Here is a 24,131-nt window from a genome sequence, read left to right as displayed (position 1 = left end):
TTTCGCATTATCTTTGTTCTAATAAAAAAGCAGGCTATTTCTTAGCCTGCTTTTCTCCATTTTACACTACAAAATAATATGCTTTTAATGGTCCATGTACACCTACAACAAGATTCATTTCAATATCAGCTGAGTTACTTGGTCCCGTAATGAAATTAATACAAGATGCTACTGCTTCTCCATTCTCTACACGCGTGTTCATATCCTGAACTGCTTGTGTAATACGCGGGATGATTGTTTCACGCGGGATGATTGCAAAATAAACCGTAGGTAAGAAATGTAAAGAACGGCCTTGTCCTTTATGACTTTGCACAACAATGGTACCAGATTCTGCTAATGTGTAATCACTAAAGGCAATACCGATATTCGCTTTTTCAGCTAAGCGAATGTTCTCTTCTTTTTTCTCTGGATTCCAAATGTTCACTTCAACATTTTGGCCTGGAAGCTCTGTAGAAAATAAAGAATTCAAACCATACGTAGCAAAGCGGTCATCCTCCGATAATAATATTGGGCCGCCACCGTTTTCAATAATTACTTTTTGCATTACTGCACTCAGTTCATCCTTTGTCGTTTCAATTACAGTCGTATGAATGTTTGTACACTGCTTTTTGAATACTTCTAACAATTCTTCCTCTGAATAATCTTTCAGCGTTTCTACGTTGACATTATTTTTCCACGCTGGACGCTGGACTCCCTCTGTTTTACGTGCACGCCCAAGTTCTTTGGCAATGTTCTCTAAAAAAGAATCACGGTTTTGAATTGTCCCTGTCATCACTTGTCCCCGCCTTTCTTATGATCTTTATACCAATCACGGAACCTTTCCTTACTTGGAGCCGGGAACTCACGAATATCCGTCCAGTTTTTCAGCGGTCCTACACCTTTCGTTACACGATTACCAGACGTAAATGGGCTCATTGCTGCCGGAGCCATTTTCGATCCCATTTTATATAACGCCGCTGAAGAAGCCCCCATACTAAACATCTTCATTGCTAATTTCTCAGCAAGAGGTGCGCGCCCCTCTTGTTCAACAATAACTTGACGATGTTTTAATAATAAATCATGTAATGGAATTTTTACCGGACAAGCTTCTGTACATGCTCCGCACAAACTAGATGCATATGGCAATTCTTTATAATCATCGTATCCACCTAAAAGCGGTGTTAATACAGCACCAATTGGTCCTGAATAAATAGAACCGTAAGAATGTCCACCTACATGACGATATACAGGACATACGTTTACACAAGCTGCACAGCGAATACATTGTAAGACTTGGCGGAATTCAGATCCAAGAATTTGAGAACGTCCATTATCTACGACAACTAAATGGAATTCTTCTGGTCCATCTACCTCCTCTTCTTGAATTGGTCCTGCTACTGTTACATAACTTGTTAGTTTTTGTCCAACCGCACTGCGGCACAGTAAACCAACAAGAACATCTAATTCTTCCATCGTTGGAACCATACGTTCCATACCCATTACTGCAATTTGTGTTTTTGGAATCGACATAACAAGGTCAGCATTTCCTTCGTTTGTTACTAAACAAAGGGAACCTGTATTTGCAACTGCGAAGTTACACCCCGTTACCCCAATTTCAGCATCCATAAATTTTTCCCGAAGTTGCTTACGAACAAACTTTGTCATTTCATATGGATCATCAGAATTTTCATATCCCAGCTTTTCTTTAAATACATCACGAATTTGCGTTCTGTTTTTATGAAGTGCTGGTGCAATGATATGAGATGGTGGATCGTTATCCACTTGCAGGATGTACTCACCTAAGTCACTCTCTAACACTTCACAACCAATTTCTTCAAGCGCATGGTTCATACTAATTTCTTCCGTTACCATCGACTTTGATTTCACAACTTTTTTCGCTTGCTTCTTTTTCGCTACTTCTTGAATGTACTGCGCTGCTTCTTCTTTCGTTTTTGCAAAGAAAACATGCCCGCCTCTTTTAGATACATTTTCACTCAGTTGCATTAAATAATAGTCTAGATTTTCTAATGTATGCTGACGAATTTGTTCACCAAGTTCACGCCACTCTTCCCAGTTTCCTAATTCATCGGCTGCTTTTAATCGATTTGTATATAAGCGCGTTTGTGCAGAAGATACTGCTCCGCGCATAAATGAATCTTGAATTCCATCGCCAACACGATCATTAAATTTTTTCTCACTGATTTTCATAGACATAGCTTATGTTCCCCCTTCATGAGCGACTATTCAATACCTCAGCAATATGCATTACTTTTACCTCTTTACCTAAGCGCTCAATACGTCCGCCAATGTTTAACAAACACCCACAGTCAGCACCGATTAAATAATCAGCACCCGTTTCCATTACACTATCAACTTTCTCATCTACCATTTGCTCAGAAATTGGTGTCATCTTAACTGAAAACGTTCCCCCAAAACCACAACAATTTTGTACGTTTGGTAGTTCTTTTACAGTTAATCCTTTCACATTTGATAGTAAAATTCCTGGTGCTTCCTTTACTCCAAGCATACGTGTCATATGACAAGATTTATGGACAGTTGCTGTACCTTCTAAGCTAGCGCCAACATCTGTAACTTTTAACACATCTACAATAAATTGTGTTAATTCAAAGGTTTTATCTGCCACTTTTTGTGCACGTGCTGCCCACTTTGGATCATCTTTAAAAACGTGTGGATACTCGTGAAACATTGTCGCACAAGAACCAGATGGCGTAACGATGTATTCTGCATCTTCAAAAGTTTCAATCATATGTTTCATCGCTTCTTTCGCTGCCTCTACATGTCCGCTATTATAAGCTGGTTGACCGCAACAAACTTGCGCTTCTGGAAATTCAATTTCACAACCTAAACGCTCCAACAATTCAACTGTTGCTTTCCCGACATTTGTTTCAAACATATCGACTAAGCAAGTAACAAACAAAGTAACTTTCATAACTATAATTCCCCCTCATTACAACTTCGCCAATATTCATATGGTCATCAGATGACTAGATAGAAAGAAGAAGTTAGGAATAATTCCCCTACCTAATCCTCTCTCTAAAAAGAAAACGCTTACCTAATCTTTCTTCTATTTTATCAAAAAAATAAAATTTCGAAAGACTAAATCACGAATTTATACCTCTTCTACCTGTGACAATATGCTCTACATTTGTTAAATGATTTAGCATTGCTTGCTGTGCAGATTCTACATCTTGCTTCAATACCGCATCATAAATAGCTTGATGCTCTTCTAAAAGTCGCTCTGCTGTTGTTTGTTCACCATATAAAATAATGCGTCTTGACTCACCAATTGTTTCAGCAATCATTTCTGAAACATGATTCATGAGTTCAAGTAAGATGTTATTATGTGAAGACTCTGCAATCCCCATATGAAAATGAAAATCTGCTTTTTCACCAGCTTTTTCATTCCCAATGCTTTTTGCCATTTCATCTAACCAGTGCTTCATATTTTGTAAATTATCTTCTGTACGTTTTGCTGCAGCTACTCGAACTGCCCCCACTTCAAGCACTTTTCGCACTTCTAATAAATTCAAAATATCTTCTTTCTTCATTAACAACGTATGATTTAACGACTTTGTTAATGCTGAAGAATCGAAGTTTTTCACATATGTCCCTTCCCCTTGTTTCATTTCAATTAAGCCCATTGCCCGTAAAGCACTTAGCGCTTCACGAACTGCAGATCTGCCAACTTGAAACTGCTCAGCTAATTGATGAACAGGAAGAAGTTTGTCACCAGGTTTTAACGTACCATTTTTAATCATTGTTAAAATGGCTTCAGATACCTCTTCGTAAATTTTTTTCGGTTTAATAGATTTGTATTCCAGTTAAATCACCTCAGTATCATCCAAACAACAATTAAAACGATTTATAAGAACATTGCATCCATACCTATTTTAGAACGAATTGGTAAGAAGTACAAATGTTTTGTTCATAAAATCGCCAAATTTTTGTTATATGGAGGGAATTAATGGTTATTATACTCATTAATGGTTTTTCCCTCTGGATGATTCGCCTTTATTCCTATTTATATAACATCTGAATCAAGCTGGTTCATTAGGTGTTCCTTAAGTAATTCAATAAAAGAAGCATGCTTTACCTAAAACATGCTTCCTTCTTCATTTATCTGTAATTTTATAATAACTGTTGTGCCCTTTCCTTTTTGGCTTTCAACCTGCCACTCTCCCTCATGGATATGCACAATTTGTTTTACAATAGCAAGCCCTAAACCAGTCCCGCCATGCTGACGACTTCTCGCCTTATCTACCCGGTAGAACCTTTCTCCGAGCTGCTCTAGATGTTCTGAATCAATTCCAATTCCCGTATCTTTTATTCTCAATTCACAACACTTATCTTTTTTCTCCAAATGTATGACAATACTACCATTTTGATTTGTATAACGTATAGCATTATCTAACAAGTTATGAAGCACTTGTTGCATCCGATCCTCATCAATCATAACAATAATATCTGGATCAAGATCCGTTGAAATATGCAGTTGTTTCTCTGTACTTTTCAATTCATACGTTTCAAGTACATCTTCAATGAGCTGTGCGAATACGATTGGTTGTTTCTTTAATGGAAAATGTTCCCCTTCTAGCTGTGCTAGGTCTAACAAATCGTGCACAAGCCGTTGCATGCGCCCCGCTTCTTTATGGATAAGCTGCGTAAATTTCGATTGCTGTTCTCCCTTTGCAACGCCATCTAAAATTGCTTCACTATACCCTTTAATATAACTAAGTGGCGTCCGAAGTTCATGCGACACGTTCGCTAAAAACTCCTTACGTTTCGTATCTTCAGTCTCCAATGAAGTTGCCATTTTGTTAAATGCTTTACCTAGACGACCAATTTCATCTTCAGATGAAATTGTAATACGCTCAGAAAAATCTCCTGTTGCCATATGATTCGCAACTTGTTCCATTTGTGAGAGCGGCTTTGTAATCGCAATAATAATTTTTCTACCAATCCATATTGTAAGTAAAATCATAACTAAAGCTAACGGAGCCAAAATAAGCCCCATATCATAAATTAAATCTTTAATACTCTTTAATGGAATATAGGAGTACACAATCCCAACTAACTTCTTACCATCTAAAACAGGAATGACAACTCCCATAATATTACGATCGAAATGTTCTTCATATCCAACTTTTGTAACCGTCTTTTCATCCAATAATGTTTGTCTATCATCCTCACTAATCAGAGAATGATGATGTACATCAAAAGGTAAACAAGCACTTAAATCACGAGGGTTGCTTATAAAAAGTACATCCGCACTCGAGATACGATCAAATGCCTGAACTTTTTCTCCAAACGCTAACGTACCCTCGTCCTTTTTATATTGAGATACAAGTCTTTTTCCTTCCATTACTAATGAGTCTTCAATGTTTTGAACATATAACTTTTCATATGAATATAAGGACACGAAATAGAGAAAAGAAACTGTTACACATACTGCACATACTACCGTAAGCCAAAGCTTTTGTACCATCGTAAACATGTTACACCTCAAATTTATAACCTACACCCCATACTGTTTGAATGTAGTTTCCACTTTCCCCAAGTTTTAAACGCATCGTTTTAACATGTGTATCTACCGTTCTTGTACTTCCTGCATAATCATATCCCCATACTTTTTCAAGTAATTGCTCCCGGCTGAATACTTGTCCATTATGCATGCAAAGAAAGTACAGTAAATCAAACTCTTTTACCGTAAGGGAGACTGTCTCACCGTTCGCCTCAATTTTCCTGCTTTTTTCATTAATTCGGATTGGACCAAATTGAAGCTCTTCTTGTTGTTCTTCCTGCTTTGTATATCTTCTTAATACAGCTTCCATACGAGCGATGAGTTCTCCAGGACTAAATGGCTTTACAATATAATCGTCTGCTCCCATTCGTAAGCCATTCACGCGATTCCACTCTTCTCCCTTTGCTGTTAAAAAAATAATCGGTACATCAGAGGTTTTTCGGATTTCTTTACAAACTGAAATCCCATCCATCTCCGGCATCATAATATCCAAAATAACAAAATCATAATGCTCTGTATGAAGCATACGAAGGGCATTTTTTCCGTTCTCTGCTTCTCCCCATTCATATCCGAAATTATCTAAATACATGCCAACGAGCTGTCTCATATCACTTTCATCATCTACAAGTAACACTTTATATTTGTTCATTTCTCTCTCCCTTCTCTGTGCGCAAGTTGAAATGGTCCCTTTCCAACTGCAATCGTTTGTTTTATTTTCATATTCTCTATATCAATTACATACACTTCATTACTATCATAGCTTGCTATATAGCCTTCTTTCTCACTTTTCAAAAAAACAAATGGATTGGATCCTACCTCAAGGGCTCCCACTTCTTGGTATGTTTGTGTATCAAATTTTCTTAATGTATTTGATCCATGACTTAAAGTATACATAAATCTTTCATCACCCGAAATACTAACTGGCATAAATGGTGCATGTAAAGAACGCACCATCTGTCCATTTTTTAAAGAATAGACCAATACTTTCTCATTCACTTGCGTACCATCACCATGCCCGCCAATCCATATTTCCTTTCCATCAGCGCTCACCATGGCCCCTGTTGATGCTGGTGGTACCATAAATGAATGGACAACTTTCTTTTGATCTAAGTCAATCGTGGATAGCTGCGTATCATAAAAATTCAATACATGTAATTGTTTATCATTTTGCACCATTGTTAACGGGCCTTTCCCTACCGAAACACTTCCGGTCTCTTTTCCATTTATCGTAAAGAAACGTACTTTTTGTTCATTTTGGTCAGCCATAAATAATTGCTTTCCATCATTTGCTACGATGACATTCGTAATCCCTTTTCCTGTCTTCCATTTATCCACTTGGTTTCCTTCTGTTAACGAATATATATATGCATATTCTAACTGCTTACCATATACAAGCATGTCTTCCCCATTTGGTAACAGTGCGATCCCTGTAATAGGCTCTTTTAATTCCCATGTTGTTACTATCTTTTTCGACTTTTTATCAATAAAACTAACGCTGCCTTCTTTAATATTTGTTGTTATAATGATACTTTTATTTTTAGCAATCGGTGTATATGAATTACCTTGGCATCCTGCTAATAGAAACAAAAAACAGAGCAGAAAAAAGTATTTCTTCAAAAGATTCCCTCCATTTTTAGATGATTTCGTTATAATTGTAAAATAGCAAATACTTGTGAGGAAAGTGTGAAATCTTCCTATTTTAATAAAACTACATATATATAAATACATTTTGATTTTTCGACATAGTAGCTACGGTTATGAAAACAAAAACAGTTCTCTACTTATTTCCTCTTTTTGTTTTCTCACGGCATGGGGCGAAAAAAGCACTGACCGCTTCTATGCATGGCCCGATGCTCTCGCCCACATAAAAAGAATGGTTTGATGTTAGTTTTTTCAGCTTGGATTTATATATAATGGTACAACAAATAGAAATAGAGGTGTACAATTTATGCTTTTTCCCGATTTAGCAAATAAAATTGTCCGTGAGGTTCGAAGGCTAATTGACGAAAATATTATTATTATTGATATAAAAGGAACAATTATTGCTAGTACAGATATAGCGCGAATTGGACAATTCCACGAAGGTGCCCTTCGCTGCGCGAAAGAAAAGAAAACTGTTATTGTTACAAAAGAAGACGAACAGCATTTACAAGGAGTAAAAGCAGGAATGAATCTCCCGCTTCTTTTCCACGATGAAGTAATCGGTGTCATCGGTATTACAGGGGAACCTGAAAACATTTCACAATACGGAGAAATATTACGGAAAATGACCGAATTATTAATTCACGAAAATTATTTTTTAGAACAACTAGAACTTGAGCACCGTTCCTATGAAGCTTTTGTTTTTGACTGGTTACAAAGCAATGATTGGTCTCCGAGTTTTCTTGATCGGGCGAAAACACTCGGTATTGATTTACATACAAAAAAACAACTTATTTTATTTTCATTTGATCAAGGTGATACGATGCTACAACGCAAAATTTGGCAGCACATTCGTAACGTATTAGCGAAAGAGGAACTATTTGTACGATGGGGAAATGACCGTTTTATACTATTTACAGCAAAGGAAACAAAGAAAAGAACCTTTCAATTTTTAAAGAGATTGAAGCATGAGTGTGAATCTTTATTTCCTATTACACTCTATATCGGTATTGGACAAACTGTCATACCAAATGAGATGCATGTATCATACGAGCAAGCATTGCGTGCACTTTCAGTAGCCTTTGAAACGAAAGGTATTATATTTAATGAAGATTTACGTTTAGAAATGTGCCTGCAAGATATTACTACTGAAACTCGTGAGGAATTTCTTCAGCGTACCATTTACAGTTTGCTTCCTGCAACTGAACTCATGCAAACACTACGCCTATTTATCGATCATAATCAGTCCTATAAACAAACAGCAGAAATGTTACACATTCATATTAATACATTACATTACAGACTTAAAAAAATAGAAGATTACACAGGGCTCGATCCAAAACAATTTAAAGATTTAATCATTTTATACTTCGCACTTCTTTTATTAGATAATCACACAAAAAAAAGATAGCAAAACTAATTAATCTTTAGTTAATTATACATAGAAAGAAATCCCCTACTTTTTTATGATTATAATGAAAACACTGTTACAACGCTTTTATTCTTATTTTCAGCGGTATATAACTTATCTCAAGCGATTCACGGACAATATATTCAATTGAGATAAGCAAGTTAACAGTTTGAGGGGGATTTTCTAATGTTAGAACAACATATTATTGATTCATTTGTATCGATTGTGGGCAAAGATAATGTAGATACGTCCAACATGGGACGTTTAACGTATAGTTACGATGCAACACCAAATTTCCAAGCGATGCCCGATGCAGTTGTCGCACCGCGCAATACGCAAGAAGTAGCTGACCTATTAAAGGTATGTACCGAACATAAAGTTCCGGTATACGTTCGCGGGTCTGGAACAAACCTTTGTGCAGGTACATGTCCACTTGAAGGCGGAGTTGTTCTGATCTTCCGTCATATGAATAACATTTTAGAAATAGATGAAGAAAACTTAACAATTACCGTGCAAGCTGGCGTCATTACGCTTGATATTATTAAAGCTGTAGAGGAAAAAGAGTTATTTTATCCACCAGATCCAAGCTCTATGAAGATTTCTACAATTGGCGGTAACATTAATGAAAATTCAGGTGGCTTACGCGGTTTAAAATACGGTGTAACACGAGATTATGTGATGGGCCTTGAGATTGTCTTGCCAAATGGTGATATCATTCGCACCGGTGGTAAATTAGCGAAGGATGTAGCTGGTTATGATTTAACTCGCCTATTCATCGGCTCTGAAGGCACACTTGGTGTTGTAACGGAAGCCATTTTAAAACTTGTTCCAATGCCTGAAACAAAGAAAACAATGCTTGCATTATATCAAGACATCAATGAAGCAGCTCGTGCTGTATCAGCAATCATTGCCAATAAAATCATTCCAGCAACACTTGAATTTTTAGATCAACCAACAATTGAAGTTGTAGAAGAATTTGCACAAATCGGTTTACCAACAGATGTAAAAGCTATTCTCTTAATCGAACAAGATGGCTCTCCTGAAGTTGTGAACCGTGATATTGAAAAAATGGCTGAAGTTTGTCGTTCTATGCATGCGGTTGACGTTCGTGTTGCCAAGGACGAAACGGAAGCGGATGCACTTCGCACAGCACGTCGCAGCGCCCTTTCTGCTTTAGCAAGACTAAAACCTACTACAATTTTAGAAGATGCTACTGTACCACGTTCTCAAATTGCTCCTATGGTTGAAGCAATTAATGCCATTTCTAAAAAATATGATATTGCTATTTGTACATTCGGGCATGCCGGTGATGGAAACTTACATCCAACATGCATGACTGATGCTCGTAATAAAGAAGAAATGCATCGTGCTGAACAAGCCTTTGCAGAAATCTTTGAAAAGGCAATTGAACTTGGTGGTACCATTACAGGTGAACACGGCGTTGGTGCCATGAAAGCTCCTTATTTAGAGTTGAAGTTAGGAGAAGAAGGCATTGCTGCTATGAAAGGTATTAAACAAGCTTTCGATCCACATAATATTATGAACCCTGGGAAAATGTTCGCTAAGGACTCTCGTAAAAGAGTGGTGGTAGAAAGATGACTACTCTAAACAAAGAACAAATTCAAAAAGAGTTTAAAGAACGTCTAGATGAAGATGAATTATTAAACTGTATGCGATGCGGATTTTGCCTGCCGACTTGTCCTACTTACATTCAATCTGGATATAAAGAGTCTCATTCTCCGCGCGGTCGTATCGCTTTAATGAAGGGCATTGTTGACGGCTTAATTGAACCGGATGAAGATGTTGAAAATACATTGAATGTTTGTCTTGGCTGCCGCGCTTGTGAACCTGTTTGTCCATCTGGTGTAAACTATGGACACTTATTAGAAGAAGCACGAGATATTATTAATCAAAATAAAAAGTTCTCTATGCCAGTCAAAGCTGTTCGCAAAATTGTATTCGAAGGATTATTCCCTCATCAAAATCGCATGCGAACATTAACAGGACTCATCGGCTTTTATCAGCGCTCTGGCTTACAAACGTTAACACATAAAACAGGCATTATGAAGTTGTTCCCAGAAACACTGGCAACAATGGATCTCGTCTTGCCAAAAGTACCGAAGATGAAAGAAATGAAAAACCGGCCTGAGTTTTTACCAGCTGAAACAACAAAGAAAAAACGTGTTGCTTTCTTTACTGGTTGTTTAATGGACACTATGTTTTTGGAAACAAACAACGCTACAACAAAGCTCCTTCAGCTTGCTGGCTGTGATATTGTAATCCCAAAAGAACAAAGTTGTTGCGGAGCACTGCATGGCCATGCCGGAGAAAAAAGCGGTGCAAAAGAGCTGGCAAAACGAAACATCCAAGCCTTTGAAGACTTAAAAATTGATTATATTATTACGAATGCCGGTGGTTGCGGAGCGTTTCTTGTAGATTATGATCATTTATTAAAAGATCATCCAGAATGGGCAGCACGCGCAAAACATTTTGTTGCAAAAATAAAAGATATCACCGCTATTTTAGTAGAGTTAGATTTTCATAAACGTTATGATTTACGCCTTCCTCCGCAAATTATTACGTATCAAGATTCTTGTCACTTGCGTAATGTCATGAGGACATCTTCCGAGCCGCGTATGCTACTGCAAGCAATTCAAGGTGTGACCTATCGAGAAATGAAAGAAGCAGATCGTTGCTGCGGTTCTGCAGGTATTTATAATATTGTACACTCTGAATTGTCTATGGAATTTTTAGATTATAAAATGGAACGTGTTCATGAAACAGACGCGGCAACCATTGTCACTGTCACTGCAAACCCAGGTTGCTTACTACAAATGAAACTCGGCATTGAACGTGAAAAACTCTCTCACAAAATGAGAGGCGTTCACATTGTAGATTTATTATTGGAAGCAATTGAATATACATCGTAATATATGTAACAATATGAAAACGGCTATCTCCTTCTTCTACGTAAAGAGATAGCCGCTTTTTTTATTCGCTACAAGATTAAAAATATGTTACCGTCTATAAAAAAAGAACAACAAAAAGATTACAGTTTTGTAAAAATACATCCATTATATTCCTCGAAAATGTAGAGAAACCCTTGATACAATAGGTTTCTCTAAATCTTCAATAGGTAATTCCAACCAAAAATCCCCCTTCAAAAGCAAAGCAGAAAATGCTGAAAACTCCTGTTACAATCTAGTTTTCTCCTATTTTATCTCTTATTTCATTCTAGGATAAAATAGGTAATTTTATAATCTATGTATTTTTTTCCATCTTTTTTCCGGCAATTTGTATGCTACGATGAATTTGTCAGTCAGACAGGCTGTCAAAAACAAATCTGTGTGAGAACAGTTAAAAAACTTTTATATAGGGGGACACATGTCATGAAAAAACGTGTTTTATTATCTGTAGCAGCAGTAACTGCATTTACATTCGGAGCATCTACTCTTAATGCAGAGGCATCAACAGTACAACCATCTACAATGAAGGTTCAAAATATTCAGCAATCTAAAGTCTTTATGCAACATATGAATCAAGAAGAATTACAAAAACACTTACAATCTATGGGAATTAATCTAGCACAATTCCAACAAGGTAACTGCTTCATTCCTGGTCAACAACCAAATGTACCAGCGCCAGAAACTACGAAGCCAGTAGAACAAAAGCCAGCTGAAAATAAGCCTGCTGAAGAAGTAACAAAACCTGAAGCTCAAAAACCAGCTGAAAATAACAATAACAACAATGAAACACAAAAACCGGCTGAAAATAAGCCTGCTGAAGAGTCAAAAGGTTCTTTAAGCGAATTTGAACAACGCGTTGTTGAATTAACAAACGCTGAGCGTACAAAACAAGGCTTACCAGCATTAAAAGTTGATGCTGAATTAAGTAAAGTTGCACGTGTTAAATCTGAAGACATGCAAAAAAATAACTACTTCGATCATAACAGCCCAACATACGGATCTCCATTCGATATGATGAAGAAGTTTGGTATTTCTTATAGATCTGCAGGTGAAAACATTGCACAAGGCCAACGTACACCAGAGGAAGTTGTACAAGCTTGGATGAATAGTGAAGGTCACCGTGCGAATATTTTAAATAGTGGTTATACTCACATCGGTGTTGGTTATGTTGAAAGTGGAAACTACTGGACACAACAATTTATCACGAAGTAAGTATAAAAACTGATAGAAAACCCTTCTTTTTAGAGGGAGAGAGAGGATCTGGCCGTGCATAGAAACGGTCAGATCCTTTTTGGCTTCATAGCCATAACTTATATGTTGGTATGCCACAATAGATTTATATTAAAGGAGTCTTCTGTTACGGAAGACTCCTTTTTATGTTTCATAATTTTCCAGTATATATGAATACAAAATACAAAACATAAAAGAAATAGACCCGAGACTAATCACACTAATTAAGAGATAAAATCCCCATTGTAAATTCAAAAACAAACAAATGAGTATGATAAGCGACATATATTGAAAAATACGCTGACTAAACAAGCGTATTTTCTGTAACACAATCGGCTCCTCTTCCTTTTCTCTTCCTTTTTTAAATCCTTTACTAACCATAAAAAGAAACCCACTACTCCCGATTATAAGGCCCGTTTGAAATGGTATATCTATTCCAGTTCCAATAGCAAGAATAAGTATATGAATAAATAATAAAAATAGCGATACATTCTCTTTAAACCTTATTACAATGTAGTGGTCATTCTCATTCAGCTTATATACGTAACGTGAGATTATATACAACAGACCATGAAAAAAAATAATAAGGCAAGGAATAAACAATACAACAACTTGCTTCCTTGCATATTCATTTGGTTCACCATCCTGATTCCAATGCACCGCTAAATAATTCGGTAAATATGGATATAGAAACAACGTAAATAGAAGACCAGCAAGAAATATACCCATAATATATTTATGTCTTACCAAGTACTCTTCACCTCTCTTTTCTATTTACGGCTTCGATTTCCATAAAAAAATTCCTGCAAAAAATATCTTTCTCAACCACACAGAAGAACTTTATTTATTCGACATTTTAAAAGATTCAATGATGTTATTTAAATGATTAGGAAGTGGCACTTCTACTGTTATCTCTTCTTTCGTAATTGGATGTAAAAAAACAATCCGCATAGCATGTAAGGCTTGATGAGACATATGTGTTGCTTGTCCACCATATAACATATCACCAATCAGTGGATGACCACTATGACTCATATGAACGCGAATTTGATGCGTTCTCCCTGTCTCTAATTGTAACGTTACAAGCGTTATATCTTGCTTCTTGAAGTATTTCTCTACTTTATAATGCGTTATAGCATGATCACCTTTTGGAGACACACGGCGTCTTGTTGCATGATGTCGATCTCTTCCAATCGCTGCGTCAATTATTCCTTGCTTCTTTTTTATTTTCCCTTCCACCAATGCCAAATATGTTCTTTTTATGTTACGCTCCATCAATAATCGATCCATAATGGCACCAGCTATCCCATGTTTCGCAAATACAACACCACCTGTTGTATCTTTATCTAATCGATGAATATGACGTACTTTTGTCTCTACACCTTGCATTTGTAAATGAAAAGCAACGAGGTTCGCGAGTGTTCCTGTTCCCCCTTTGCTAGAAGGATGCGTATCCATATGCGCAGGTTTATTTACAATTAATACGTGATTATCTTCAAATATCACTTCTAAATCACCGAACTCTGGCTGGACACCATACTCTTCCTGGATAAACATATGAACCTGCAATTTATCTCCTTCTTTTAAAGGATCACTCCACCCTTTTCGTTCTCCATTGACGATAATGCCTCTTTCCATACGAATCCTGTGTAATAGTTTTTTTGGGACGCCCCATTCTTCTTTTAACAAAGAATCAATGCTGATACCGCTCCATTTAGCAGGAACCGTAATTTCGCACCATTCTCCCTTTCTTTTCATTTCCATGCTTTATCCACCTTATTTCTATTGATTCTACTATTGTAACGGAAAATGATTCATTATGCATTGTTTAAAGCAAAAGACAGTCTACATAATAGACTGCCCTCTAAGCACGTAATTTCTTCATTTCTTGTAACGTTTCTTCTGCTTTTTGTTCATAAGATAGATCTTTAAAAAAGTCTGCTAATCGCTTATAGTCGTTGTAAGCATCTAATAGTTCATCTATCGTTTCTTCTTTAGAAACAGTTGGCTTTGATTTCATTTTCACTGGGTACCGATAACCAGACATCTCATGTATTTTATAATATTCTTCCTCCACTTGAATGACTTTCACAAGTTCCTCTTCTTCAGCATCCATCGTATACCCATCAAATTCTCTAAGTAATTCATAAATAATATGAGTCCATTCATCTTTTGGATAAAAACCTTTTTCTAGCCTATAACCGACAATGCGATACATGTGCCCATCATTTTCTGCAAACTGTACAGTATCATTTAACTTAAATTTAAAATAGCGAAACATTGTCTTCACCTGCTTCTATATGTATTGTTCTTATCACATACTATTTGCAAAAAGAGGGGAATGCTATTCATAAAAAAGCGCCCTTCTATAAGAGAAACTGCTAAAAATATGTTTTGGAGTGTGAGAGAAGATCCGCTTATACATAGAGGCGATTAGTGCCTTTTCCAACCATTCAGCATGAAAGTAAAAGGAGGATGCTTTTGTTTTCATAGCTACGACTAATATGCCAGTATATAAACGATATATAAACAAGAGGCTACTGAAAAACTTTCGTTTTTCAGTAGCCTCTCTACAAAATAAGCGCTTTTTTTAATCTGATGATTTTACTTGTTTCTTTCGAAAAGGTAACCACCAATTCCAATCTCCGAACATTTTCATTAAGCTCGGTACAAGCATAAGTCTAATAATCGTCGCATCAAGAAAAATAGCGAGTGCCACACCAAGCCCCATTTGTTTTACTGGTAAAATATCTGTAAAAGCGAATGCTCCTGTTACAACAATCATAATAAGAGCAGCTGATGTAATAATGCGACTTGTTGATACAAGCCCTTCAAGCGTTGCCTTGTCATTATCTCCTGTCTCTTCATACAATTCATGAATACGTGAAATAAGAAATACTTCATAATCCATACTTAAGCCAAATACAAGGCCAAATATAAAGATTGGTAACACGAATAAAACCGAACTTTCCTCTAGTCCAAAGTGCCCTCCTTCAAATAACCAAATCACAATACCAATGGTTGCACTTAAACTAAGGATATTCATCACAATCGCCTTAATTGGAATAAGGATAGAACGGAAAGCGAATAATAAAATAAGGAAAGTAGATCCGAATATGACAGACATCCCGATTACAACTTTATCTTTAATTTCATCCTCTAATTCTTGTTGAAATGTTGTCATACCACCTAAATAATACGTAATACTGTCATCTTTATACGTGTCTTTAAAATCACGAACCCATTGTTTCGCAGTTTCCGCTTTAGGCTTTGTATCCAAGAAAATTTGAAGAGTTGTTTTATTTCCTTTCGTATATGCTTCTAGTACAGGTTCCACTTGCGTACGCTGCGGAGATTGTAACAATGTAGCCAATTGTTCAGCGTTCATACCATTTAACTCACCATATAGACTGTTAACTTTATAGACATGCTTATCTTTTTTCAGTTTTTGAATAACATCCTCTAACTTCTGTAAATTTTCTTTCTCTATGACATTCCCCTTCATCTCTAGCACTACTGTCACATCAGCATGTGTTTTTACAGTTTTGTTGAATGACTCTTCATACTGCTCATATGCAACCCGTGTATCACTTTTCTCTGGCAATGCTTCTACACCAGGAAATTGAAGATTGGCAGTGCGAAGCGGCAATAAACAGACAATAATAAACAATGTAACAACGATAATCATCATAATAGGATGCTTCATAACAAATTGAGCGAACTGACGCCACATGTTTGAAGTGCGAGGTGCAGTTTGATTCTTTTTCAATATTCGTTTCCCTATTAACGATAACAATGCTGGAAGAAGTGTAAGTGAAAATAAAATACTCATCACAACAACAATCATTCCGCTAATCGCAACAGATTGAATGTAATCAATCTCAAAGAAAAATAGACCGGATAAACCAACAAAGACACATAGTCCAGAGAATACAATAGCGCGCCCCGCTGTTTGATATGTGACAGCTATTGCCTCTTTTACTGTCCGATATGCCACTTCCTCACGAAACCGATTTACAAATAATAATGCGAAATCAATTGATAAAGCAAGCCCAATCATAGGCGCAACATTTAATACAAAAATTGACAATTCTTTATCTACACCAATAAAATATAAAATTCCCATTGTACTTAGTACGCTAAGCGCCCCATTTATAATCGGCAAGATTGATGCAAGCAAGCTACCAAACGAAAATAATAGTACAAGAAAGGCAATTGGCAGCCCGATCATTTCTGCTACTTTCAAATCATTTTGTGTTCGCTCGTTAATTTCTTCATTAATCTTTGGGAAACCGGTTGGTGATACCTTCAAAACATTGTTACTCTCTTTTTGTATTTCTTTTGCAAATTGTAACGTCTTTTCATTACGCTCTTTACTTGTTTTCCCGGAAAATAAAATCGTCGCATACGCAATATCATCTTGAATCATTTCCTTATTTTCTAATAGATGATGGAATGAATCATACGTTTCTTTCGTTTGAATATTCGCTACAATTTCTCCTATTCGTTTTTGAAAATCCTCATTTGCAACTCCCTTACTCTTCTGAAACACGAGGAGGAGCGTGTCTTGAGACTGTTTAAAATCTTTATCTAAAATTGCTTTTGTCGTTTGATAGTCTCCTTCTGTTTGGAAGCCATCGCCTCCTAATACCCCCGGAAGTTTTGGTGCAAAAATGCCAAGTCCTATCGCTAACATGATTAATGCCGCAATAACTGTATAGCGAAATCGATACAAAAAAGTACCTAGTTTTCCCCATTTATCTATTTTATGTACATTTGTCTTCACGCATTTTCACCTACTTTATATAATTAATGATTCCCCCTACATTTTAGCATATCTTACCATGATCACTAATAAAACATAATAAAAAAACACCCGAAAGTCCCTATAGTCTAGGAATTTTCAGATGTTTCTTATCTCTCTTGATTTGCTCCAAACCGCTCTGAAAGTAAGCGGTGAAAATAAATAGCCATAATTAATAAAATACCACTTAAACAATAGCCAGCTAAAATATCAGTCGGATAATGTACAGATAAAATGATTCTACTTAATCCAATCAATAAAATCTGTATTGCCATAATAAGTGTAATAATAATTTTTCCAGCCATATTTTTTACGTTTGCAGCAATAATGTACGCAAGAAATCCATACGTCATAATGGATAGCATAGCATGTCCACTCGGAAAGCTATATCCAAGGGCATCAAGTGCCTCATTTAAGCTCGGTCGATCTCTTTTTACAATTTCTTTTATCCCCTTATTAACAAGGTGCGTAATTAATATAGCAGTTGGATAAACTACCATTGCTACATAATAGCGTTTCTTAAAGAAGATTAGCAAACTAACAATCAGAATCGTAACAATTCCAATTGCAGAGCCTAACTTTGTAAAATATGAAAAAAACTTAAGAGAATTTTCTGTTTGTAAACTGCCTACAAGGTTTTTCACATATGAATCAATTGATGTTACACCATCTGCTTGTACTCTCCAAGCAATGAGAGCAAATGCAGCAAATAACAAGATGATACAAGCAAGCTCATATTGATGCAATTTTCGTTTCAAGCTTTTTCCTCCCATTATGAAAAAATGCGATTTCTATTTAGAAACCGCATTTTTTAATTTCCAATATATACATTACAGCTAGGAAAACAAAAGAAGACTTCCACTCATTTTCTACTTATGTTTTCACATGGCACGTGGCGAAAAAAGGATCTGACCGCTTCTACGCTCAGCCGGATCCTCTCTCCAACCTAAAAGATTAAGTTTTCTATCATTATTTCCCTTTTGTTTTTAATTCCGTCCAGTAACGATCGTACTCTTTTAATTTATCGTCTACATCAACAAGCCACTCTGTACGATTTAACTCCTCTGGTGATAAGAAAATCATTTTATTATCACGGTATTCTTTACTGTGAAGCTCCCAAGCTTTTTCATTTGGATTACTATATCCAATGGATTCATAGTTTTTCACACTTACTTTTTCATCCATTAAATAATTCATAAACTTCTCTGCAAGTTCTTTATGTTTCGCACCTTTCGGAATCGCTAACGTATCCGCCCAAATCGTTCCGCCTTCTTTTGGAACGACATATCCTACATCTTTATTATCTTTTGCAATAAATGCTGCATCTCCAGACCATACTGTTCCAATCCAAGCATCTTCTGTAATAAACTTTTGTTTAATATTATCTGTATCAAATGCAAGTAAGTTTGGCAGTAACTTTTGTAAATCGGTCGCTGCTGTCTTTAACTGTGCATCATCTTTTGTGCTATTTGAAAATCCATTCTTCTTAAGCCCCATGCCTAATACTTCACGTGAATCGTTCAATAAAGTAACATGGCCTTTATATTTCTCATTCCATAAATCGTTCCAACTTGTTGGCGTTTCTTTTACATACTTTTTATTATATGCAATTCCTGTTACTCCCCAAGTGTATACAAGTGAGTATTTATTCTCCGGATCGAATGCAGGTGTTTTAAAGTTAGATACAAGATTCTTTACGTTCGGAATGTTGTTTTTATCTAACGGCTCTAATAAATCCATTTTCGCCATCGTTTTAACCATGTAGTCTGACGGTTGAATTAAATCATAATTTGCTCCACCAGCTTGTAATTTCGCAAGCATTTCTTCGTTACTTGCATATTTATCATAGTTAACTTTTACATTATATTTCTTTTCAAAGTCCTTAATTACTTGCTCATCAAAGTTATCAGCCCAGCTATAAATATTTAGCTCTTCTTTCTTTTCACCACAACCAGCAAGTACACCGGCAACAAGGCTAAAGCTAAGTGCTACGCCAGCTACTTTTTTTATCAATTTCATCGATTCATTACCTCCTCGTTCTTTATCATGCGCACTCTCTTATAACGGAAGATGTCCTCCAGAGTTTTCTTCACCGTCGGCACCTTTATTACGGAAGATTTCTGATGCAACCATTAATCCAACAATCACAACAATTAAGATGGTAGAAAGAGCATTAATTTCAGGTGTTACACCACGTTTCACCATACTATAAATATATAATGGTAATGTTGTTGACCCTGGACCGGATACGAAGAAACTAATCACAAAGTCATCGATTGATAGTGTAAATGTTAATAACGCCGCTGAAATAACACCAGGCGCAATACTAGGGAATGTTACATAGCGAAACGTTTGCCACGGAGTTGCTCCTAAATCATTTGCTGCTTCTTCTAAATCACGTCCCATACCAGAAAGGCGTGCTGCTAAAATAACAACAACAAATGAAATACTAAATGTAATATGCGCAATAATAATGGTAACTTGTCCTAATTCCATACCAATCTGGCTAAATAAAATAAGTAGCGATAATCCCATTAAAATATCAGGAATTAAAATCGGTAAGTATACAAGACCGTTAATTGCCCCTTCAAAGCGATATTTATAACGATGTAATGCAACAGCGAAAATTACACCAAGAACAGTTGTTACAACTGTCGTCACAATCGCAATTGTAATACTATTTACAAATGCATCAATAACATCTTGTTTTTGAAATAAATCTGTATACCAATGAAGTGTAAATCCTTCCCATTCTGCGTTAATACGTGAGTCATTAAAAGAATATACCATCAGAACCATCATTGGAAAATACAAGAACAATAAAATTAACCAAGAATACGAAATTAAAAACTTCTTCATTTTTGTCTATTCCCCTCCGTTTCCGTATTTATATACTTTCGTCGCACGATAATATAAGTAAATTAACAGAACAGAGAACAGAACCACGATAATAGATAACGCTGATCCAAATGGCCAATCACGTGCACCTAGGAATTGGTTTTGAATCACATTTCCGATTAATGCTACTTTCGATCCACCCATCACGTCTGATACAACAAACATTCCGATAGATGATACAAATACTAAAATCGAACCAGTCGCAACTCCTGACATTGTCATTGGCAATGTTACATGCCAAAACGCTTTCATCGGTGTTGCTCCTAAATCATATGCTGCTTCTAACTTACGTTTATCAAGCTGCTCGATTGCTGCGTACACTGGTAAAATCATAAACGGTAGTAAAGAATATACCATTCCTAATATTACAGATGGTGTATTATACAATAAATTTAACGGTTCACTAATAATGCCTAACTTTAACAATAGTGTGTTTACAAGACCTTGTGAGCGTAAAATAACAATCCATGCATACGAGCGCACAAGGAAGTTAATCCAAAACGGAATCGTTGCCAATAATAAAAGAATAGAGCGGTATTTGCGATCAACAATTGTAATCGTATATGCAAATGGGTAACCAATAAGTAAACAAAGTACCGTCGTAATAACTGCAATTTTCACTGTTTCCCATAGCGTATTCATGTACAAGGGGTCAAACACGCGCGCTATATTCTCTAACGTAAATTGCATTTCCACTGTTCCATATGCCCCGCGCTGCAAGAATGCGAATGCTAATACGAATACAAGCGGAAATAAAAAGAAGATTAATAACCACGTAACTGTAGGTAATGCGAGTAGTTTCCCTTTTTTCAATTTAAGGTCACCTCATCCTCTTGCTCCCAGCCTACGTATACATTATCTCCAATACTCCACTGCGCTGCTTCTTCTGCAGTTTGGTATGCCATTAATAGTTCTGATGTTTTTTCATCACGTACATACAGCTTCTCCATATTTCCAACAAATTCGATATCTTCAATATGTCCAAGATGGTATTCTTTTAAAATTGGTTGCTCAACCGAACGTATTTTCACATTTTCAGGGCGAACTGCTACATAGTTTCCCCCATTTTTAATAATATTATTTTCACCAATGAATGTCGCGACAAACAATGTCTTTGGCTCATTATAAATTTCCTTAGGCGTTCCAATTTGCTCGATGTGCCCTTTATTCATAACGACAATACGATCACTCATACTCATTGCCTCTTCTTGATCATGCGTTACATAAATGAACGTAATTCCTAAATTACGTTGCAGATTTTTCAATTCACGTTGCAAATCTTTTCTTAATTTAAAGTCTAGTGCTCCAAGTGGCTCATCTAGTAATAATACACGCGGGTTGTTTACGATTGCTCTTGCAATCGCTACACGTTGTTGTTGTCCACCAGAAAGTTTTGCTGGTTTACGATTACGGAATTCAAGAAGCTGTGTTAAACGCATCGCTTCTTCTGCACGTTCTTTTTGTTCCGCTGCAGATACTTTTTGCATCTTCATACCAAAACAAATATTTTTCTCAACCGTCATATGTGGAAACAATGCATAATGCTGGAACACTAGGTTCATATGACGCTTATAAGGTGGTAAATCATTTATTCTCTCCTCATCGAGTAAGAGATTACCTTTTGTAGGAGTTTCAAACCCTGCAATCATACGAAGTAAAGTGGTTTTACCACACCCACTCGGTCCAAGAATTGTTAAAAATTCTCCTTCTTTAATATCTAAAGAAAGAGGTGGAATAATCACTTGATCTCCAAAATGTTTTTCTACCGCTTCAACTTTAATAATCTTTTTCATTTTCCCGTCCTATCTACCTCAAATTTTTTAATCTTTATATTCATGAATATATTAGTTTTTTTATAAATTCTTTTGTTTCGATCCAAACAAAAATAATTGTTTAACAGCGTCCTCTTCTATTCCTTATGTAGTATGTTTGATTCATTTTCTCATGATACATATGTCGAACAGAAAAACCCCTTCACGTAAGAAGGGGCTTTTATCATACGGCTACGCCTACTGATAAACACCATCATCATTTTAACAACTTTCGTATGAATTTTAAAGCACTTTTTGTAGAAGAATAACGAATTTTCATATCAAACACTGTAGATTGAGATAAAATGCTTTTATAATGCGAAAATGTGCGAAAACTTTGTTTTCCATGATAACTTCCTAGTCCACTACTTCCAACGCCGCCAAAGGGTAAATATGGGGTAGCAAGGTGATACACAACATCATTTATGCACCCTCCACCATATGAAATATTACGTGTAATGTTTTTTTGAACTTCTTTACTCTCTGAAAATACGTATAAGGCTAATGATTTAGGTTGCCTTTGAATCATTTCAACTATATCTTCTATTTTCTCATACTCCATAATTGGCAAAATCGGACCGAAAATTTCATCCTCCATAATCGAATCCTGCCACGTAATATTCGTTACAATACTTGGCTCAATATGCAGCGTTTCTTCATTATATTTCCCGCCAATTTCAACTTTTCCATCTTGTAAAAACGAACATAACCTTTCAAAATGACGTTTACTAACGATCCGAACGTAATTTTCATTTTGCAAAGGTTTTTCTCCATATTGATTTTTAATTTCATTTCGCAGTGCTTCAATCAATTGTTCTTTTACAGAAGAATGAACATATATGTAATCCGGCGCGACACATGTTTGTCCCGCATTTAAGAATTTCCCCCAAACAATGCGCCTTGCTGCTATTTCTAATTTTGCATCATGATGCACAATACATGGGCTTTTTCCGCCAAGTTCTAGCGTAAGGGGCGTTAAATTTTTAGCCGCTGCTTCCATAGCAATTTTCCCTACTCCAACACTACCCGTGAAGAAAATATAATCAAACGGCTCTTTTAAGAGTGCAGTACTTTCCACAATACCACCTTCAACAACCGCAACCAGTTCGGCCGGAAATAACTCCCGTAACATGTTTGCAAGAAGACTAGACACATTAGGTGTCAATTCGGAAGGTTTTAATACAACTGTATTTCCAGCGGCTATTGCCCCTACAAGGGGTGCGATTGCCAGTTGGAATGGATAATTCCACGGGGCCATTACAAGGGTAACACCATATGGCTCTGGAACAACTTTTCCTTTCGAACCAACGTGCGTCAGTGCTGTACGAACACGCCTTGGCTTACTCCATGAAGAAAGGTTCTTCATTAAAAATGAAATTTCCTTTAATACGTATCCAACCTCTGTCGTAAATGATTCATGATCGGATTTATTTAAATCTAATTTTAACGCTTGAAAAATATCAGATTCATACTGCTGAATCCCTTCATACAATCTTTTTAAATTTTGTTTTCTTACCTCTATATTTCTTGTGTACCCTTTATAGAAATATGATTTTTGCTCGTTCACAATAGAAGTGATATTCATCTGCTATCCCTCCTCCTATATTTACATTAATTTTTCAACATATAAATCAATGCTCTGAAAACAAAAACAGATTTCCACTCATTTTCATCTTTTATCTTCACTCGGCATGGATTTGACCGCTTCTATACATAGACGGACGCTCTCTTCCACCTAAAAAAGGGTTATCTCGGCTCTTCAATATATATGCCATCTTTTACTTAACATTTTCTATTCTTAAAGTTTCATTATATATGAGTTTGTATTTCATATAAAATACATTTGCTC

The 24,131-nt window shown here is 36.2% G+C and carries 21 protein-coding genes; 4 read left to right on the top strand and 17 right to left on the bottom strand.

What is annotated here, in order from left to right:
- Positions 1 to 61: 61 nt before the first annotated feature.
- The 7 genes from LOK41_RS08210 to LOK41_RS08180 all read right to left on the bottom strand — a co-directional run bounded on the left by LOK41_RS08210 (position 62) and on the right by LOK41_RS08180 (position 7,138).
- Complete coding sequence (locus LOK41_RS08210; protein WP_241816039.1) at positions 62 to 772, bottom strand: LutC/YkgG family protein; 711 nt, start codon at positions 770 to 772, stop codon at positions 62 to 64.
- Positions 772 to 2,193, bottom strand: a complete 1,422-nt coding sequence (locus tag LOK41_RS08205; RefSeq protein ID WP_241816038.1) for a LutB/LldF family L-lactate oxidation iron-sulfur protein — start codon at positions 2,191 to 2,193, stop codon at positions 772 to 774. The genes LOK41_RS08210 and LOK41_RS08205 overlap by 1 nt, the downstream gene beginning before the upstream one ends.
- A 16-nt stretch (positions 2,194 to 2,209) precedes the next feature.
- Positions 2,210 to 2,929: a (Fe-S)-binding protein gene (locus tag LOK41_RS08200; protein WP_241816037.1), complete on the bottom strand. Its 720-nt coding sequence runs from the start codon at positions 2,927 to 2,929 to the stop codon at positions 2,210 to 2,212.
- Between the two features lie 172 nt (positions 2,930 to 3,101).
- Entirely contained in the window at positions 3,102 to 3,791 is a 690-nt protein-coding gene (locus LOK41_RS08195; protein WP_347269298.1) for a FadR/GntR family transcriptional regulator, read from the bottom strand.
- A gap of 302 nt (positions 3,792 to 4,093) precedes the next feature.
- Positions 4,094 to 5,494, bottom strand: a complete 1,401-nt coding sequence (locus tag LOK41_RS08190) for a sensor histidine kinase (protein ID WP_241816035.1) — start codon at positions 5,492 to 5,494, stop codon at positions 4,094 to 4,096.
- 1 nt (position 5,495) lies between these two features.
- Positions 5,496 to 6,170 (bottom strand): response regulator transcription factor, encoded by a 675-nt coding sequence (locus tag LOK41_RS08185; RefSeq protein ID WP_241816034.1) that lies wholly within the window; start codon positions 6,168 to 6,170, stop codon positions 5,496 to 5,498.
- Positions 6,167 to 7,138, bottom strand: a complete 972-nt coding sequence (locus LOK41_RS08180; RefSeq protein WP_241816033.1) for a YncE family protein — start codon at positions 7,136 to 7,138, stop codon at positions 6,167 to 6,169. The genes LOK41_RS08185 and LOK41_RS08180 overlap by 4 nt, the downstream gene beginning before the upstream one ends.
- Positions 7,139 to 7,469: 331 nt before the next feature.
- Between LOK41_RS08180 and LOK41_RS08175 the strand changes: the two genes are divergently transcribed.
- From LOK41_RS08175 to LOK41_RS08160, 4 genes are all read left to right on the top strand, one after another.
- Positions 7,470 to 8,573 carry a CdaR family transcriptional regulator gene (locus LOK41_RS08175; protein WP_241816032.1) on the top strand — a complete coding sequence of 368 codons (1,104 nt, stop codon included), beginning with the start codon at positions 7,470 to 7,472 and terminating at the stop codon, positions 8,571 to 8,573.
- A 186-nt stretch (positions 8,574 to 8,759) separates the two neighbouring features.
- On the top strand, positions 8,760 to 10,172 hold the full coding sequence (glcD, locus tag LOK41_RS08170; protein WP_241816031.1) for a glycolate oxidase subunit GlcD: 1,413 nt from the start codon (positions 8,760 to 8,762) through the stop codon (positions 10,170 to 10,172).
- Positions 10,169 to 11,503: a (Fe-S)-binding protein gene (locus tag LOK41_RS08165; protein ID WP_241816030.1), complete on the top strand. Its 1,335-nt coding sequence runs from the start codon at positions 10,169 to 10,171 to the stop codon at positions 11,501 to 11,503. Before glcD ends, LOK41_RS08165 begins: the two co-directional genes overlap by 4 nt.
- Before the next feature lie 459 nt (positions 11,504 to 11,962).
- Complete coding sequence (locus LOK41_RS08160) at positions 11,963 to 12,751, top strand: CAP domain-containing protein (protein WP_241816029.1); 789 nt, start codon at positions 11,963 to 11,965, stop codon at positions 12,749 to 12,751.
- 162 nt (positions 12,752 to 12,913) lie between these two features.
- On the opposite strand, the gene LOK41_RS08155 is transcribed toward LOK41_RS08160, so the two are convergent.
- The 10 genes from LOK41_RS08155 to LOK41_RS08110 all read right to left on the bottom strand — a co-directional run bounded on the left by LOK41_RS08155 (position 12,914) and on the right by LOK41_RS08110 (position 23,867).
- Positions 12,914 to 13,519, bottom strand: coding sequence for a DUF1648 domain-containing protein (locus LOK41_RS08155; protein ID WP_241816028.1), 606 nt, complete (start codon positions 13,517 to 13,519; stop codon positions 12,914 to 12,916).
- 90 nt (positions 13,520 to 13,609) lie between these two features.
- On the bottom strand, positions 13,610 to 14,533 hold the full coding sequence (locus LOK41_RS08150) for an RluA family pseudouridine synthase (protein ID WP_241816027.1): 924 nt from the start codon (positions 14,531 to 14,533) through the stop codon (positions 13,610 to 13,612).
- A 100-nt stretch (positions 14,534 to 14,633) separates the two neighbouring features.
- A complete protein-coding gene (locus LOK41_RS08145) occupies positions 14,634 to 15,050 on the bottom strand; it encodes a histidinol dehydrogenase (RefSeq protein ID WP_174099433.1) in 417 nt (138 codons plus the stop codon).
- A gap of 309 nt (positions 15,051 to 15,359) precedes the next feature.
- The gene (locus LOK41_RS08140) at positions 15,360 to 17,555 is read right to left on the bottom strand and encodes an MMPL family transporter (protein ID WP_241816026.1); all 2,196 of its coding nucleotides are present in this window, start codon (positions 17,553 to 17,555) and stop codon (positions 15,360 to 15,362) included.
- Positions 17,556 to 17,683: 128 nt separating this feature from the next.
- The gene (locus tag LOK41_RS08135; protein WP_174099431.1) at positions 17,684 to 18,331 is read right to left on the bottom strand and encodes a phosphatase PAP2 family protein; all 648 of its coding nucleotides are present in this window, start codon (positions 18,329 to 18,331) and stop codon (positions 17,684 to 17,686) included.
- 211 nt (positions 18,332 to 18,542) lie between these two features.
- Complete coding sequence (locus LOK41_RS08130) at positions 18,543 to 19,592, bottom strand: polyamine ABC transporter substrate-binding protein (RefSeq protein WP_241816025.1); 1,050 nt, start codon at positions 19,590 to 19,592, stop codon at positions 18,543 to 18,545.
- Positions 19,593 to 19,631: 39 nt separating this feature from the next.
- Positions 19,632 to 20,432 carry a spermidine/putrescine ABC transporter permease PotC gene (gene potC, locus LOK41_RS08125; RefSeq protein WP_174099429.1) on the bottom strand — a complete coding sequence of 267 codons (801 nt, stop codon included), beginning with the start codon at positions 20,430 to 20,432 and terminating at the stop codon, positions 19,632 to 19,634.
- 6 nt (positions 20,433 to 20,438) lie between these two features.
- The gene (gene potB / locus LOK41_RS08120; protein WP_098492316.1) at positions 20,439 to 21,284 is read right to left on the bottom strand and encodes a spermidine/putrescine ABC transporter permease PotB; all 846 of its coding nucleotides are present in this window, start codon (positions 21,282 to 21,284) and stop codon (positions 20,439 to 20,441) included.
- Positions 21,281 to 22,264 carry a spermidine/putrescine ABC transporter ATP-binding protein PotA gene (gene potA / locus LOK41_RS08115; RefSeq protein ID WP_241816024.1) on the bottom strand — a complete coding sequence of 328 codons (984 nt, stop codon included), beginning with the start codon at positions 22,262 to 22,264 and terminating at the stop codon, positions 21,281 to 21,283. Before potA ends, potB begins: the two co-directional genes overlap by 4 nt.
- A 235-nt stretch (positions 22,265 to 22,499) precedes the next feature.
- Entirely contained in the window at positions 22,500 to 23,867 is a 1,368-nt protein-coding gene (locus LOK41_RS08110) for an aldehyde dehydrogenase (protein WP_241816023.1), read from the bottom strand.
- Positions 23,868 to 24,131: the final 264 nt, after the last annotated feature.

It is taken from the genome of Bacillus sp. TL12 (assembly GCF_022625245.1).
Taxonomy (GTDB): domain Bacteria; phylum Bacillota; class Bacilli; order Bacillales; family Bacillaceae_G; genus Bacillus_A.
This window is presented reverse-complemented; position numbering and strand designations above follow the sequence as displayed.

Excerpts from the sequence above, each read along its gene's own strand:
- LOK41_RS08210 (WP_241816039.1), bottom strand. The coding sequence starts at position 772 with ATGACAGGGACAATTCAAAACCGTGATTCTTTTTTAGAGAACATTGCC.
- LOK41_RS08205 (WP_241816038.1), bottom strand. The coding sequence starts at position 2,193 with ATGTCTATGAAAATCAGTGAGAAAAAATTTAATGATCGTGTTGGCGAT.
- LOK41_RS08200 (WP_241816037.1), bottom strand. The coding sequence starts at position 2,929 with ATGAAAGTTACTTTGTTTGTTACTTGCTTAGTCGATATGTTTGAAACA.
- LOK41_RS08190 (WP_241816035.1), bottom strand. The coding sequence starts at position 5,494 with ATGTTTACGATGGTACAAAAGCTTTGGCTTACGGTAGTATGTGCAGTA.
- LOK41_RS08185 (WP_241816034.1), bottom strand. The coding sequence starts at position 6,170 with ATGAACAAATATAAAGTGTTACTTGTAGATGATGAAAGTGATATGAGA.
- LOK41_RS08175 (WP_241816032.1), top strand. The coding sequence starts at position 7,470 with ATGCTTTTTCCCGATTTAGCAAATAAAATTGTCCGTGAGGTTCGAAGG.
- glcD (WP_241816031.1), top strand. The coding sequence starts at position 8,760 with ATGTTAGAACAACATATTATTGATTCATTTGTATCGATTGTGGGCAAA.
- LOK41_RS08165 (WP_241816030.1), top strand. The coding sequence starts at position 10,169 with ATGACTACTCTAAACAAAGAACAAATTCAAAAAGAGTTTAAAGAACGT.
- LOK41_RS08160 (WP_241816029.1), top strand. The coding sequence starts at position 11,963 with ATGAAAAAACGTGTTTTATTATCTGTAGCAGCAGTAACTGCATTTACA.
- LOK41_RS08150 (WP_241816027.1), bottom strand. The coding sequence starts at position 14,533 with ATGGAAATGAAAAGAAAGGGAGAATGGTGCGAAATTACGGTTCCTGCT.
- LOK41_RS08145 (WP_174099433.1), bottom strand. The coding sequence starts at position 15,050 with ATGTTTCGCTATTTTAAATTTAAGTTAAATGATACTGTACAGTTTGCA.
- LOK41_RS08130 (WP_241816025.1), bottom strand. The coding sequence starts at position 19,592 with ATGAAATTGATAAAAAAAGTAGCTGGCGTAGCACTTAGCTTTAGCCTT.
- potC (WP_174099429.1), bottom strand. The coding sequence starts at position 20,432 with ATGAAGAAGTTTTTAATTTCGTATTCTTGGTTAATTTTATTGTTCTTG.
- potA (WP_241816024.1), bottom strand. The coding sequence starts at position 22,264 with ATGAAAAAGATTATTAAAGTTGAAGCGGTAGAAAAACATTTTGGAGAT.
- LOK41_RS08110 (WP_241816023.1), bottom strand. The coding sequence starts at position 23,867 with ATGAATATCACTTCTATTGTGAACGAGCAAAAATCATATTTCTATAAA.